This window comes from Stieleria neptunia (genome assembly GCF_007754155.1).
In the GTDB taxonomy this organism is placed as follows: domain Bacteria; phylum Planctomycetota; class Planctomycetia; order Pirellulales; family Pirellulaceae; genus Stieleria; species Stieleria neptunia.
This window is the reverse complement of record NZ_CP037423.1, coordinates 3,888,045-3,903,758: the sequence shown is the minus strand read 5'-3', so window position 1 is coordinate 3,903,758 and position 15,714 is coordinate 3,888,045. Positions and strand designations below refer to the sequence as shown.

Genomic DNA, 15,714 nt, shown 5'->3' with positions numbered 1-15,714 from the left:
CGACCGAGGGCCGACTCCGACGAAGGCAGCTAGACCGACTTTTTTGCAAAATTTAAAATCAGGGCTTGCAGACCGCGGCCTCATAGAAGGGCATGCTGTGCATGCCAACCGTCACGCACAGCGTGACCTACCCAGTACGGTAGGGCATGCTGTGCATGCCGATCGTCACGCACAGCGTGACCTACCGCGTCCTGCCGTCACGCAGAGCGTGACCTACTGTTTGACCTTCACGCCGCAGGCCTGGAGGGCTTCGATCGCGGCGACCTTTTCCTTTTCGGGAATTTCGTTGCCGCCCAAGAACAGTCGCAGGTACGGTGCGAAGCGATTCTCACCGGCCTTGTCCGCTTCGCAGGCTTTGACCAACGGCGAGAGATCTTTGATCGGATTGTTGTTCAGCTGCAGAATGTTCAGCGCCGGCAACTGGGCGATGGGCGTGGTGTCTTCGATGTAGTTGTTGCGCAGATCGAGCGAGGTGATCCATTTCAATCCGGCGATCGGCGCGACCGTTTTTAATTCATTTCCGGACGCATCGAGCGACCAGATTTTAGACAGCGGCGCGATCGGATCCAACGACGCGACTCGGTTCTCGGCCAGGTACAGCGTCCGCAGGTTGGACATCTTGCCCAGCGGGCTCAAGTCCTGGATCTCGTTGCGCGAGACATCCAAGTACTGCATCCCGGTCAGGCCCTTGATCGGATCGAGCGTCTTGATGCGGTTGCCGGCCAGAGTGACCGATTGCAGGCGTTTCAGGTTGGCGATCGGGGTGAGATCCGAGATCTGGTTGTCCGCCAGGTCGATCAACATCAACGCGTGGCAATGCTCCAGCCCCGACAGGTCTTTGATTTGTTTGCCGACGCCGACGACACGGGAGATGTTGGCCACGTCTTCTTTGGTGATCGGCTGGTCGTTGAATCGCTTGGCGAACACTTCGGCCCGCACCGCCTCTTCGAGCGCCTTGTCCTTGAACGCGGAGGCGACCGGTTTGGGAGCCGGCTTCTTCGGTTCCTCCTTCTTGGCCTCCGCTTTCTTCGCCTCAGGCTTCTTTTCGGCAGGCTTCTTCTCCTCGGGCTTCTTCTCCTCGGGCTTCTTCTCCTCGGGCTTCTTCTCCTCAGGCTTCTTCTCCTCAGGCTTCTTCTCCTCAGGCTTCTTCTCCTCAGGCTTCTTCGCCTCGGGCTTGGACTCGGCCGGTTTTTCGGCTTCGGCGGCCTGTTTGGCGGCCTCGACTTTTTCCGTCTTTCCGGCCTCCGGCTTGTCATCGGAGACGGCGGGGCGGGCCGAAACGGCTAGAAACGAGGCGAGCAGAACTGGTACAAGCAGACGCGAAGGGGCGACGAATTGTTGCATGGCAGACATCGGACGCACGTAGAATGGAATCGGGAGGGGGTAAGGTAGGAAGCCGCCATTCTAATTGGTTTGCCAAGCTTTGGTGAGTGCGGACGAAAAACGAACGCCCCCGCCCCCCGAATTTTGTATTCCTTCACCACGGACAAGAGCGACTTGAAACGGACGAACAAACGGATCGTCGGCTTGGGATTCTGGCTGATCACGCTGGTCTCGACAGGCGTCGCCGCATCGCGTTGGATGCAGACGGCCGAGCAAGGCGACCGATCGCAACAGACCCTCGCGTCGATCGCCCGCTACGTGGCGCGGCAAGAGACGCAGATCGTGGCGATCGACCCGATCGCGCGACTTCAGCCGGGAGACCCCGTTTTCTTGGCCGGCGAACCGATGGCCGGGAAACAGGTCGAGTTCCGCCAGGTCGGTCGCGTTGCGTCGATCATTGTCCCCGACAGCGTTGCCCCCGACAGCGAACGCCCCGGTGACCTCGCCGCGGAACCGCCCCGGGGGGGCCGCCGTGTTTCGATCACGTGGTACGACCGGGACGTCCCCGCCGACCAATGCCAGCTGTTTCAGCACCACAGCACGGGGCGGTTGAGCGAGGTGGTGGAAACGCTGTTCCCCCCGACGAAGCAGAAAGTCATTCGCGATCAGCTGTCCGCCGCAATGGCGCGCCACGGCGAGGATTTGTCGCAAGCCTTCATTCCGTTGGTCGAAGACAGCCTGCGACAGTCGCTGCCGGTGATCGAAGACGAGTTCCGCCTGGCCGTGGCCCGGCACCGTGGGGAACTGGACGAGGCCGCGCAGCGCTGGCATGACCAACTGGTCCAGGAACGATTGATCCCGATGGCGCGCCGCGAGATCTTGCCGATCGTCAAAAAGCACGGCCAGCCGCCGGCCGAAGAAATCGGCCGCGAGATGTGGGACCGGGCCTCCCTGTTTCGTTTCGGATGGCGCGCGATCTACGACAAGACACCGCTGCCACGCAAAGACTTGGTGCGCGAAGAATGGCAGCGTTTCGTGGAAGAGGAAGCGGTTCCGGTGCTGGAAAAACACATGGACGAGGTGGTCGTCGCGATCCAACGCAGCCTCCGCGACGTTTCGGCCAGCCCGGCGATCCGCAAAGAGTTGGCCGGCGTCGCCGAGGAGATCGCTCGGGATCCCCAGAGCCGCCAACTGGTCCAATCGATTTTGAAAGAAACCTTTGTCGAAAACGAACGCTTGCGAGAGGTTTGGCGAGACGTTTGGAGCAGCCCCAAGGCACAAGCGGCCTTTGACATCGCCGGTGAGCGTTTGGAACCGGTGGTCCGTCAGATCGGTGATGAAATTTTTGGTTCCGAACAAGACGGCATCAACCCCGATTTCGCTCGGGTGCTCCGCAGCCAGATCTTGCGCAAGGACCGCCGCTGGATCGTCGCCTGGCACACCGGCGCCGGCAACGGCACGATCGAAGTCGCCCGCAACCCGATGCCCTACCCGATCGTCTACCTGGCGGCAGAACGATAATGTTCTGTCGACTGTTAGCCGAGCGGAAAAGGGGTCAGGTACCAAAAACCAAATGGCCCAACGGGTGCTTCGCATTTTTGGTACCTGACCCCTTTTCCGCGGCCCGACTTTTAGCCCGAGCCCCAAATGATGGGTGTGAATCGCCGTTGGCGAACCGTGTATGAAGGGCATTACCTGAATCCATGATCCGAAGAGCCTATGCCCGCTGAACCTGAACCGACCACCGACACTACACTGGAACGCATGCCGGTCAGTCCGTTGTGCTTGCAGGATTTGTGCGTCGTGGCGGGCGATCGTTGCTTGCTGGAGGATGTCGATGCGAGGTTTCCCGAAGCCAAGATCACGGTCGTGGTCGGCGGCAGCGGTGCCGGAAAAAGCGTCTTGCTGCGGATCCTGGCGGGACTGTTGCCCCGTCACGGCGAATCGATCCGCTGGTCCGGGACGATCGGACGCAGCGAAACCGAATCCGAGGGACCGCGTGTCGGGATCGTGTTCCAACAATTCGCACTCTTCGACGAACTGTCGGCCACCGCGAACGTTCAATTCGCGATCGACCACCGCCCCAAACGGATCGCCACCAATCCGAAAAGCGAACCGGTGTCGTGGAACGCCCGCCAGTGGCTAGAACACTTGGGCGTTCCGCTGAAGACCTCGGTCGCTGATCTGAGCGGCGGCCAGAAACAGCGCCTGGCGATCGCCCGAACACTTGCCGCGTCCCCCGATGTCCTGCTCTACGACGAACCGACCAGCGGACTGGATTCGGCCAGCGGACGATTGGTTGCGGACTTGATTCGCGAAACCCAATCCACCTATCACCGAACCAGCATCGTGGTGACGCACGACTATGAGACGTTGTTGCCGATCGCCGACAAGGTGCTGTTGCTCGACCCACAACAAAAGGACTTGATCGAAATCGGGCGCGATCAGTGGGGTGAGATCCCCGATCGGATGGTCCCGGTTTCCAGTCTGGAAGACGACACGTCTGCGGGCCCGCGGAAACGGAAATCGATACTCGGGCGAATCCTTAATCCCCTGCTTGAAACGACCGGTGGAGCCGTCTCGGCCGCGTTTTGGCTGCCGCTGGATCTGCTGCCAATCGTCCCGCGCGTGCGCTGGGCGATCCGTTTCACGCTGCACTACCTGCGACTGGTCGCCGGCCCATCGGCCTGGATCTATCTGATCATCGCCGGGCTGATCGTCGGATTCACCTCCACCTACTTCACCTTTCGCTTTTTGCCCTTTCGGCTGTACACCCAGCCGTTGTTGATCGATGAATTGTTGGCATCGATCGGATTCGCGTTGTACCGAGTGTTGGTGCCGATCCTGGCAACCATCTTGGTCGCCGCGCGGTGCGGTGCGGCGGTTTCGGCGGACGTCGGCGTCAAGCAGTACGGCGGACAAGTCGATGCGATGCGAACATTGGGTGTTGCCCCGCGGGCGTATTTGTTGTTGCCGATCGTGATCGCGTTTGTGATCGGCACTCCGATCTTGGAATCACTTGCGTTTTACTCCGCCCGCTTCATCAGCATGGTCGCGTTCACGTCATCGTATCCCGACGTCGGCCCGTATTTCTGGGAACAGCACTTCGGCCGCAACCTGGCCGGCGAGTCACCCTGGTTGCACATCGGATGGAAGTGGGTGCTTTTGAAGAACGTCGTTTGCGGTTTGGGCACCGCGACGATCGCCTACTATCAGGGACTGGCGCCGAAGCGTTCGGCGAGCGACGTCAGCCGATCGATCACGTCGACCGTGCTGTGGACGACGCTGTTCGTGCTGACCGTGCATTTTGCCGTCGCGCTGATGGAGTTTTGAGCAGGCAAGCAATGCAGGCGATTGATTAGGAATGCTCGTAACACAACCCCGACCGGGGTCCCAGCCAGTAGCCGGTGGTCGCGCTGGCGCACCACCGGAACATCGACGAAAAACCGGACTGCCCTCGAAGGGACGTCGATTGCATAAGTGGTGGAGTTGATCGCAGCGGAAGGCGTCAAGACTTTCGCAGCGCCAGCCCTCTCTGGCGTTTGCTTGCTTTCGCAAACGCCGTCTCCCCCAGAGGGAGAGAATCTAAATCCGTTGCCAAGACCTGCCATTCCGGCTGCACCGTGACATTTCGGTTCATTCTTTTCGCCCACGCCACGGACGGCTCAAGATACACTGGCTGGTCTTTCCCCGCCCCGTCCCACCGACTGACTTCACACGCCATGTTTTCGCGCTCTCTGCTGCTGTCGTTGCTTGTCGCAATTTTTGCCGCCACCCACGCGTCTCCTGCGACGTGTCAGTCGGATCGCCCGAACGTGATCGTGGTTCTGGCCGATGACCAGGGCTGGGGCGATTTGAGCCTGCACGGCAACCCGAATTTATCGACGCCGAACATCGATTCGATCGCGCGCCAGGGGGCTCAGATTGAAAACTTCTATGTCTGCGCGGTTTGCTCGCCGACGCGCGCCGAATTCCTGACCGGGCGTTATCACACACGGATGGGCGTCTACAGTACGTCGGCCGGCGGCGAACGATTTGACGCCAGCGAACAAACCATCGCCGAAGTCTTTCGCGACGCCGGCTACGCCACCGCGGCTTATGGGAAATGGCACAGCGGAATGCAGTGGCCCTATCACCCCAACGCGCGGGGCTTCGACGATTACTACGGTTTCTGCAGCGGGCATTGGGGCAACTACTTTGACCCGATGCTGGAACACAACGGTCGAATCGTCCAGGGTAAAGGATTCATCATCGACGATCTGACCGATCACGCGATCGATTTCGTCAGCCGCTCCGGCGACCGGCCGTTCTTTGTCTACTTGGCGCTCAACACGCCGCACTCGCCGATGCAAGTGCCACAGAAGTATTGGGACAAGTTCGCCGACAAGACGATGATCCCCGACCCGGAGCCGGAAAACAGCCGGCGACAAAACATTCCACACACGCGGGCGGCGATGGCGATGTGCGAGAACATCGATGACAACGTCGGCCGATTGCTGAATCATCTCCACGCGACCGGGAAAGACCAGAACACGATCGTGGTCTACTTCAGCGACAACGGCCCCAACGGGGCGCGTTTCAACGGAGGGCTCCGTGGTCGCAAGGGATCCACCCACGAGGGCGGACTGCGATCACCCTGTGTGATCCGCTATCCCCAAACGATCCAACCCGGGACGGTCGTCCGTTCGATCAGCGGCGCGATCGATCTGCTGCCCACGCTGGCCGACTTCGCCGGCATCGACTGGCAATCCAAACAGATTGACGGAAAACCGCTCGACGGCGTTTCGATGCGACGCGAACTCACCGGCGCCGGCCCCGATCCGAATCAACAGGACCGCGTGATCTTTAGCCGCTGGCGCAACGGCGCAACGGCCAGGACACAGCAGTACCGGATGCAGGACAATGGCGAATTGTATGACATCGTCGCCGACCGCCGCGAGAAAACCGATCTGGCCCGGCAGCAGCCCGAGGTGGCCAAACGGCTGGGGGCGGCCATCGAATCGTGGAAGCAAAGCTTTGCCGATGCGGTCGTCGACGGGACGCGGCCGTTCCCGCTGGGGCACCCCGGGGCCGAGTGGACGCAGCTGCCCGCCCGCGATGCCACCTTCAGCGGCACGATCCGACGCAGCAATCGATTCCCCAACTGCACCTACCTGTTGAACTGGACGGATACCGACAGCGAAATCCGCTGGGACGTCGATGTGCTCGGCAGCGGCCCGCACGAGGTTCAAATGTATTACGCCTGTCCCCGCCAAGACGTGGGGGCGACGATCGAGTTGTCGCTCGGTGGTGCGTCACTGTCAGCCAAGATCGAGACGGCGGTCGAAAGCCCGCTGGTCGGCGCCGCTGCGGATCGTGTGAAACGCCAAGAAGGCGACGTGCGACGCTGGCAGCCGATGACGCTGGGGACGATTGAATTGAGCCCCGGCCGAAAGACGCTGCGGTTGAAGGCCACCGATATTCCCGGCGGCCAAGTCGCCGAGATGCGATTGCTGATGTTTCACAAGCTGTAGGGCGTTGTCAGCCTAGGACGACCGGTTTTTCGAGTACGACGGCCCTTCCGGGCCGTCGTCCGTTGGGACACCTTTCCGAGTACGACGGCCCTTCCGGCCGTCGAGATTGGGACACCTCTTCGAGTACGACAGCCCTTCCGGGCCGTCGTCCGTCGGACTCCCGACGACGACCTAGAAAGGACGTCGTACATCGCGGGCCGTCGTCCGTCGGACTCCCGACGACGACCTAGAAAGGACGTCGTACATCGCGGGCCGTCGTCCGTCGGACTCCCGACGACGACCAAGAAAGGACGTCGTACATCGCGAGCCGTCGTCCGTTGGACTCCCGACGACGACCTGGAAAGGACGTCGTACATCGCGGGCGGTCGTCCGTGGGACTCCCGACGACGACCTGGAAAGGTCGTCGTACAACGGCTGCTGAATTCCGCGTCGACAGGCTGGAAGCCTGTCCCACTGACGTTGCCACCGAAGTGCGTGCTGCTGATCGATGACAAACGAGCTACAATCCCCGGCATGAATCAGCCCGGTCACCCCCTGTCGCGCCCCTTGCCCGGTTCGCGGGCCGCCAAACACCGACACGTCTCGCAGTGCGTGATCAGTTTCGGCAGCAACCTGGGAGATCGCCGAGAGTTGATCGCGTCGGCGGCACAACGAGTGGCGGCGTGCGACTTGATTTTGGCCGGCGACGCGTTGAAGACCAGTCGGCTGTTCGAAACGCCGCCGATCGGAGGCCCGGGGGGTCAGGAACCCTTTCTTAACGCGATCGGCATATTCCAAACCGAAGCCCCGGCGCGGGCGGTGCTGGGACTGCTTCAAGAGCTTGAACAGGCACTCGGCCGCGAACGGCGACGGCGTTGGGACGCGCGTTCGATTGATCTGGATGTGGTGCTGCACGGGAATCTGGTCGGCGGCACAACCGGGCTGGTCGTGCCACATCCGCGTTACACCGCGCGGCAGTTCGTGCTGCAGCCGGCCTGCGATGTGGCGGCCCATTTTCGCGATCCGCGATTCGGCTGGTCGTTGCAAGAGATCTCCGATCATCTATCCGCAGCGGTTCCCTCGCTGGCGTTGGTGACCGGTCGTCAAGAAACCCGTGATCTGTTGTGCCGACGTTTGGCCGACGAGCACGGGGTGATGGTTTACACCAGCGAAACGGCAATCCACCACGCGGCAATCGATGCGTCGGCGGAACCAGACGCGGATCGCCGCTGGGTCTCAAGCTTTCTGCCCAAGTTGCCCAGTCGGAGTAAATTACTTGACGAGACCGGCCGATCCACGTTGTCAGGAGAGGCGGCGCACGGTTTGCCACGTCTACTGGTTCGAATTCAAAAGACGAGCAGCGAGAACGGCTGGCCGGCGCCACACCAGATGTGGCCCGGCGGCTGGCGATGGCCTGAATACCGTCTTGAAATCGACGACATGGATTGGGCGGTGACGGAGCTTGCTTCGGCGCTCGATTCGATGCGCTGTTCGGCTCGACCGGTGACTGCGGACGGTCACTGGTGGTGAAAACAGGCGTCTGTGCGCCTGGTGCGACGATGCGCCTCACGCCGTTCCGCAAAAACTTCGCGGCACAATGTCGCTCGCTTGTCGGGTGGCCTTGCCAATTTGCTAGTGGCCGACCGATACTTCCGCTCCGAACTGTCTTCCGTTCTTTTCTGCACCAACGCGTCCGGATTTGACCCGGCCGATGATCATGCAACGTTTTTTGTTTCCACGCTGGTCCAACCCGTTTTTGCTGGTTTTAGGCGCTGCTCTGGGCGGCGGCGGTTTATTTGCCGTCGCTGTGGGAGGCTTGGTGACCGATCCGGTGACCTTGAACATTGGCTACGAGCCGGAGCAACCGGTTCCGTTCAGCCATGCGATTCACGCCGGCCAGTTGAAATTGGACTGTCGCTATTGTCACAACACGGTTTTTGACGCCGCCCACGCCGCGGTGCCGCCGACGGCGACCTGCATCAATTGTCACAGCCCCGCGAACGACCAGGGACAATCGGCTTTGGCGGCCGTGCGAGCCGACAGCGTGAATCTGAAACCGATTCACGAGAGCTGGAAAACGGGCAAGAGCATGCAGTGGAAACGCGTGCACAATCTGCCCGAATACGTCTACTTCAATCACGCCGCACACGTGAACTCGGGCGTCAGTTGCGTCAGTTGCCACGGGCGGATCGATCAAATGGAAGTCGTCTACCAGCACGAGCAGCTTTCCATGGCGTGGTGCATCCAGTGCCACGAGAACCCCAACGAGCACCTGCGACCGAAGGAGTTTGTCACCAAGCTTGATTGGGAACCGCCGGCGGACTGGGACCAGGAAGCGTTCGCCGAAAAGCAGCGTGCCGAGCACAACATCCATCCCCAGCGTCACTGTGCCGTTTGTCACCGATAGTGCCGATCCTTTCCGCTTGACCGTCCGCGCCAGTAAACACCGTTTACGAACGATCCATCCGAACGAATATGACTCACAACGAATCCAACGCGAAAAGCAACGCCCCGACTTACTGGCGTAGTATTTCGGAGCTGCACGGCAGCGAGGAATTCCAGAACAATTATCTGCATCGCGAGTTCCCGGTCGCCGCTTCGGAGTTCCCCGAAGGCGTCTCGCGGCGGCGCTGGATGCAACTGATGGGCGCCTCGCTGGCGATGGCCGGCGTTTCGGGATGCCGTTACCCGGAAGAAATCATCGCCCCGTTCGTGATCCGCCCCGAAGGGCGTGTGCCCGGCGAATTCTACGAGCGTGCGACCAACTTTGAACTCGCCGGTTCGGTGCATAACTTGTTGGTCCGTTGCTTCGACGGTCGCCCGCAGCACATCGAACCGAACAAGAGTCACCCCTCGGCAGCCGGGACCAACGCCTACGTCCAGGCATCGATCTTGTCGCTGTACGACCCCGATCGCTCGCGCGGCGACGACGGCCCGGTGTTGATGCGTGGCGGCGAGCGAAAACAGGAATCGCAATGGGACGATTTCTTGCCGGTCGGACGCGCGGCGATTCAGAAAGCCGCCAGCAACGACGACGGAAAAGGTTTCGCCGTGCTGATGTCGCCGACCAGTTCGCCGACAACCGTCCGACTGCTCGGCAAACTCAAAAAGAAATTGCCGGCCGCGACGATCGCCCAATTCGACGGCGTCCACAACGGCGTGATGCGGAAAGCGACCAAGCAGATGCTTGGCACCGAATCCAACCAAGTCCTCGATCTGAGCGAAGCGAAAGTCATCTTCTCGCTGGGCGCCGATTTCCTGGGCAACGACCCCGGATCGTTGGCCGCGGCGAGAACCTTTGCCGAGCGGCGTGACCCGATCGCCGGCGAGATGAGTCGCTTGTACGTCGTCGAAGGCGGCTACACGACGACGGGCACCATGGCCGATTCACGGTTGGCCATCCCCCCCAGCCAAATGCCGGCGTTCCTGGGTGCATTGGGCCGCATGGTCGAGGCACTCAAAAACGGCGAGACGCACGATCACGGCGGCGAAGAACTGGCGTTTAATGATCCGGATATCACGGCCGCGGAGCGTCAATCTCGCTTCATGGACTGCCTGGCCCACGACATCGTCGAAGCCGGCGAAAACGCGGTGGTCGTTGTCGGCGAGTCGCTTGGTGCGGATCTGGTCGCGGCCGGAATCGCGATGAACCAAAAACTCGGCTCGCTGGGCAAAGCCCAATCCTTCACGCCTTGTGTGGACGAGAGCCTGGAGACAAAATCACTGGACGACCTGGTCGCCGCCGTCAACAAGGGCGACATCGAGTCGTTGCTGATCCTGGGCGACAACCCCGTGTTTACCTCGCCCAGCGACATCGATGTTGCGGGAATGATCGACACGGTACGGCAAGACGGCAAAGCGTTTTATCTGGGCGAGTACGACGACGAGACCGCCATCTTGTGCGACTGGTCGCTGCCGCTGGCGCACCCGCTGGAATCCTGGAGCGACTGCATCAACGACGACGGGCTGTATGGCGTCTGCCAGCCACAGATTCTGCCGCTGATGGGCGGACGCACGGTCGCCGAAGTCTTGGCGTTGATGATGGACGAAGAAGTCGTCGACCCGATGCTGCTTGTGCGTGAAACCGCGGACCAGGTCGCCGGAGAAACGCTCAGCGAAGGAAAGTGGCGAAAGCTGCTTCACGACGGCTATTCCGACGACATCAAAACGGCCGCCCGATCCGCCGACGTGACCGGCACCGCACCGGCGCTGCCGAGCGAAGACCCCGCCGTCACATCGGCCAAGACGATCGACCAAGACAACATCGAAGTGGTCTTCACCCCCGCCGACGGCTTGTACGACGGGCGATTTGCCAACAACGGCTGGCTGCAAGAACTGCCGCAGTCGATCACCAAGGTCACCTGGGGCAATGCGGCGATGATGAGCCCCGCGACCGCCAAGGCGTTGGGTTTGCACCACGGACTGTACATCACCCTCCGCAAGGGCGGCAGCAAAATCGAATTGCCGGTCTTCGAAACTCCCGGCGTAGCCCCCGGCGTCGTGATGACCTCGATCGGCTACGGCCGCACGCGAGTCGGCAAGGTCGGCGGCTTTACCGCCGAAGGCCTCGACGCCGTCGGATTTGACGTCTCGCCGCTGCGGACCAGCGATCAAATGCTGGTCGCTTACCAAGTCGAAGGACGACCGAATTACAACGAATTCGATTTCGCCACGACACAGAACCACTGGGCGATCGACGACATCGGCCGCAAAGAAACCGAGCGTCGAAGCTACAACCTGGTTCGCGAAGGCACGACCAAGTTGCTCGAAGACGTGCCCACCTTCGCCAACGAGCAACCCAAAGCCCCGCACGTCCCCAAGGTCGGCAAGTACGGCTCGCTGGGCACCGAGCCGATCCAAGAGATCCAAGCCGATCCGGCCAAGGATTACATGCCGCAGTGGGGCATGTCGATCGACTTGACCAAGTGCACCGGGTGCAACGCCTGTGTCGTCGCTTGCCAAAGCGAGAACAACATCCCGATCGTCGGTGCCGAACAGGTCAAGAACAGCCGCGAAATGCACTGGTTGCGGATCGACCGCTATTTCCAAGGCGACGCCGAAGACGCTCAAATTGTTCACATGCCGGTCGCCTGTGTGCATTGCGAAACGGCACCCTGCGAACAGGTTTGCCCGGTCGCCGCGACGGTGCACACCGACGAGGGCATCAACGCGATGGCCTACAACCGCTGTATCGGAACGCGGTACTGTGCCAACAACTGCCCGTTGAAAGTCCGTCGGTTCAACTACTTCAATTACAACGAAGAAGTCGGCGTCGGATACGGGGTCAAGGCGTTCCCCGGTGCGATCGAATCGGCCAACCGAAAACTGCAAGCCCTGGTGCTCAATCCCGACGTCACCGTGCGTGGCCGCGGCGTGATGGAAAAGTGCACCTACTGCGTCCAACGTGTCGAAAAGGCCAAGATCCAGGCCCGCAAGGACGGCGGTCGCCCGATCCAAGACGGCGACGTCGTCACCGCCTGCCAAGCCGCCTGCGGCACCAACGCCATCGAGTTTGGCAACATCGCCAACCCGGACTCGATCGTGGCCAAGAAACGCAAGGACGTGCGAGCCTATGGCGTGCTGGAGCAACTCAACATCAAACCGCGGACGGAATACCTGGCCCGGGTGCGAAACCCGCACCCGCGTCTGATGACCGTCCGGCAGTTGGAAGACCTGGAAACGATCACCTCGCATCATGGCCACGACGACCATGGCGATCACGGCGATCACGAAGCCCACGGCGACGATGATGCCGCCGATCACAAAAAAGAAGAAGCTCACTGACCTCAGTTCGCTGACCGAGCGTTCGCCGAACCGATTCGGCGGACGACAGACTGCTCGCGGTGCCGCCGGCCCGCACCGACCAAGCCAAACAAACCGATTCCACTTTCTAGCTAACACTGACCATGTCACTTGCCATTCCAAACGGATTGGATAACACCGTCGAACGTCCAGGTGAGCGTGCTCCGCTGGTCCTTGGCGAAACGACGTACCACGACATCACCGAAGCGGTTTGCAAAGTGGCCGAACGCCCACCGAGCAAGGGCTGGATCGGCGGCTTTTTGGTGGCGTTCGCCCTGCTGCAGGTGCTCGGTTTGCTGATCGTGTATCTGATCTACACCGGGGTCGGAGTCTGGGGGAACCGGGCGCCGATCTTCTGGGGTTGGCCGATCGTCAACTTCGTGTTCTGGGTCGGGATCGGCCACGCGGGCACGCTGATTAGTGCGATTTTGTTTCTGTTCCGTCAGGAATGGCGGACCAGTATCAACCGCGCGGCCGAGGCGATGACGATTTTTGCGGTCGCCTGTGCGGGGACGTTCCCGGGGATTCACGTCGGCCGTGCCTGGTTGGCGTTCTGGCTGGCACCCTACCCCAGTTTGAATCTTTGGATGTGGCCCCAGTTCCGCAGCCCGCTGTTGTGGGACGTGTTCGCCGTTTCCACCTACGGCACGGTGTCACTGCTGTTCTGGTACATGGGGATGGTGCCGGATTTGGCCACGTTCCGCGATCGATCCAAGAACAAGTACCGCCGCATGGCCTACGGAATTTTGTGCCTGGGCTGGAGCGGTTCGTCGCGTCACTGGATGCGTTATGAAAAGGCGTACGCGATTCTGGCCGCGTTGGCCGCGCCGCTGGTGTTGTCGGTCCATACGATCGTTTCGTTTGACTTCGCCGTTTCCCAGGTGCCCGGTTGGCACACCACGATTTTCCCGCCGTACTTCGTCGCCGGGGCAATCTTCAGCGGGTTCGCGATGGTGCTGACGCTGATGGTGCCGGCGCGAAAGATGTTGAATCTGGAAAAACTGATCACGATCCGGCACTTGGAAAACATGTGCAAGATCATTTTGGCGACCGGCTCGATCGTCGGCCTGGCTTATGGGACGGAATTCTTCATCGCCTGGTATGGCCAGGTGCCCGCGGAACAATTTGCGTTCCTCAACCGAGCCTTCGGGCCGTACGCCTGGGCCTACTGGACGATGGTTTCGTGCAACGTCATCAGCCCGCAAATCTTCTGGTTCAAGAAAGCTCGCACGACGCCCTGGATCATCGTCGTCGTGTCGATCTTTGTGAACATCGGCATGTGGTTCGAACGATTCGTGATTGTCATCAGCAGTTTGTCACGGGACTACCTGCCGAGTGCCTGGGCCTACTTCACGCCGACGTGGGTCGACTGGGGCATGCTGATCGGATCATTCGGATTGTTCTTCACGCTGTTCTTGTTGTTCTGTCGCACCTTGCCGGTGATCAACATGGCAGAAGTCAAGGCGACGCTGGCCAAGCAGGAGCACATGGCTCACCTGCACGGCCATGGTGAAGAAGCTTCGGAAGGTCACTGAGAAACTGAATCATTCAATTTTTTAAGCATTAACGATCTGTTTCGATGGATCAGAAAACTATGTCGGAAACGAAAATAGAAACGACCGTTCACGGAATGATGGCCGAATTCACAACGGTCGATTCATTGCTGAGCGCCTGTCGCAGGATTCGCGATGCCGGTTACACCAAAACCGACGCCTACACACCGTTCCCGGTTCACGGGATCGACAAGGCACTCGGCATCAAACCGACCGCGCTGCCGTGGATCTGTCTGATCGCCGGCGCGACCGGGACCTGCATCGCACTGGCGATGCAGATCTGGATGAACAGTATCGATTACAAGTACATCATCTCCGGCAAACCCTATCTCTCCTTGCCCGCGTTCATCCCCGTGGCATTCGAGTTGACGATTTTGCTGGCGTCGTTCGGCGCGTTCTTCGGCATGTGGGCGCTCAACGGGTTGCCAAAATTCAGCAATCCGATGTTCACCGACCCGCGGTTCGACCGCGCGACCGATGACCGTTTCTTCCTGTACGTCGATGCCAGCGACGAACGCTACGACGCCAACGGAGTGCGAAATCTGTTGGCCGACACCGGCAGCGATTACATCAACGAAGTGGTCGAAGACGACTCCCCCAAGGAAGTGCCCAAGCCGGTCTTCTTGATCTGGGGGCTTTCCGTCGCCGCGTCACTGGTGCCGCTGATTTGCATTTTAACCATGCGGGTGACCAACAGTTCCAAGCCGCGATTCCACATCTTTTTTGATATGGATTTCTCGCCCTCCAAAGACGCTCAACAGGTGACCAGCCTGTTCGCCGACAACCGTGCCATGCGATCGGATGTTCCCGGAACCGTCGCCCGCGGCCAGATGGAAGAGTCGCTCGACATGCTGACCGGGATCGATGTCGAAGCGTTGACGCTGTCCGATCCGCCGCGGGTCGAGCGTCTGGTCCGGGCCTACATGCAGGCCGACGACGAAGCCAAGGCGGAAGAAAAAGAGGCCATCGAGGCGGAAGAGAAAGTCGCGGGCGAGGCGGCCGAAGCGGCACCGGCCAGCGTGATGGACACCACTCCCTGGGTGGCCAAAAACCCGCTGACCGTCGACGCCGAGCTGTTGGCCCAGGGACAACAACAATTCGCGATCTACTGCAGCGTCTGTCACGGGATGGACGGCTACGGAAACGGACTGGTCAATCAGCGAGCCCAATCGATCAACGCCCCGACCTGGGTCCCGCCGGCTTCGATGCACCAGGAAACCCTGTACGCCGACAAGTACCCCGACGGCAAACTGTTTTCAACGATCAGCAACGGGATCCGCAAGATGCCGGGCTATGCGGGCCAGATCAAACTGAAGGACCGCTGGGCGATCGTCGCTTACGTCCGAGCCCTGCAGAAGAGCCAGAACGCGTCGCTGGACCTGGTGCCCGAATCCGAAAAGGCCGCCGTGGAATCAGCGGTCGCGGAAGTGAAAGCCGAATTGAAGCGACAAGCCGAAGCAGCCGAAAAGGCCGCGGCCGCTCGCAAACAAGCACAACAATAACGACTTGGCGGTGCGGCCGCATTCGGCCACACCGATCACGAA

Annotated in this window: 9 protein-coding genes; 8 read left to right on the top strand and 1 reads right to left on the bottom strand. The window is 60.7% G+C overall.

Annotated features, from left to right (window positions below; genetic code table 11):
• Positions 1 to 213: 213 nt before the first annotated feature.
• Positions 214 to 1,353: a leucine-rich repeat domain-containing protein gene (locus Enr13x_RS13585; RefSeq protein WP_231744269.1), complete on the bottom strand. Its 1,140-nt coding sequence runs from the start codon at positions 1,351 to 1,353 to the stop codon at positions 214 to 216.
• A gap of 144 nt (positions 1,354 to 1,497) precedes the next feature.
• On the opposite strand from Enr13x_RS13585, the gene Enr13x_RS13580 reads away from it, so the two are divergent.
• The 8 genes from Enr13x_RS13580 to Enr13x_RS13545 all read left to right on the top strand — a co-directional run bounded on the left by Enr13x_RS13580 (position 1,498) and on the right by Enr13x_RS13545 (position 15,672).
• Positions 1,498 to 2,844 carry a hypothetical protein gene (locus tag Enr13x_RS13580; RefSeq protein ID WP_145386807.1) on the top strand — a complete coding sequence of 449 codons (1,347 nt, stop codon included), beginning with the start codon at positions 1,498 to 1,500 and terminating at the stop codon, positions 2,842 to 2,844.
• Positions 2,845 to 3,042: 198 nt separating this feature from the next.
• Positions 3,043 to 4,656 carry an ABC transporter permease gene (locus tag Enr13x_RS13575; protein ID WP_231744268.1) on the top strand — a complete coding sequence of 538 codons (1,614 nt, stop codon included), beginning with the start codon at positions 3,043 to 3,045 and terminating at the stop codon, positions 4,654 to 4,656.
• Positions 4,657 to 5,045: 389 nt separating this feature from the next.
• A complete protein-coding gene (locus Enr13x_RS13570) occupies positions 5,046 to 6,836 on the top strand; it encodes an arylsulfatase (RefSeq protein ID WP_145386805.1) in 1,791 nt (596 codons plus the stop codon).
• A gap of 513 nt (positions 6,837 to 7,349) precedes the next feature.
• Entirely contained in the window at positions 7,350 to 8,345 is a 996-nt protein-coding gene (gene folK / locus Enr13x_RS13565) for a 2-amino-4-hydroxy-6-hydroxymethyldihydropteridine diphosphokinase (protein WP_145386803.1), read from the top strand.
• A 187-nt stretch (positions 8,346 to 8,532) separates the two neighbouring features.
• A complete protein-coding gene (locus tag Enr13x_RS13560) occupies positions 8,533 to 9,222 on the top strand; it encodes a cytochrome c3 family protein (RefSeq protein ID WP_145386801.1) in 690 nt (229 codons plus the stop codon).
• 68 nt (positions 9,223 to 9,290) lie between these two features.
• Positions 9,291 to 12,599, top strand: coding sequence for a TAT-variant-translocated molybdopterin oxidoreductase (locus Enr13x_RS13555; RefSeq protein WP_145386798.1), 3,309 nt, complete (start codon positions 9,291 to 9,293; stop codon positions 12,597 to 12,599).
• A 122-nt stretch (positions 12,600 to 12,721) separates the two neighbouring features.
• Entirely contained in the window at positions 12,722 to 14,152 is a 1,431-nt protein-coding gene (gene nrfD / locus Enr13x_RS13550) for an NrfD/PsrC family molybdoenzyme membrane anchor subunit (protein ID WP_145386797.1), read from the top strand.
• Positions 14,153 to 14,196: 44 nt separating this feature from the next.
• Positions 14,197 to 15,672, top strand: a complete 1,476-nt coding sequence (locus Enr13x_RS13545; RefSeq protein ID WP_231744267.1) for a quinol:electron acceptor oxidoreductase subunit ActD — start codon at positions 14,197 to 14,199, stop codon at positions 15,670 to 15,672.
• Positions 15,673 to 15,714: the final 42 nt, after the last annotated feature.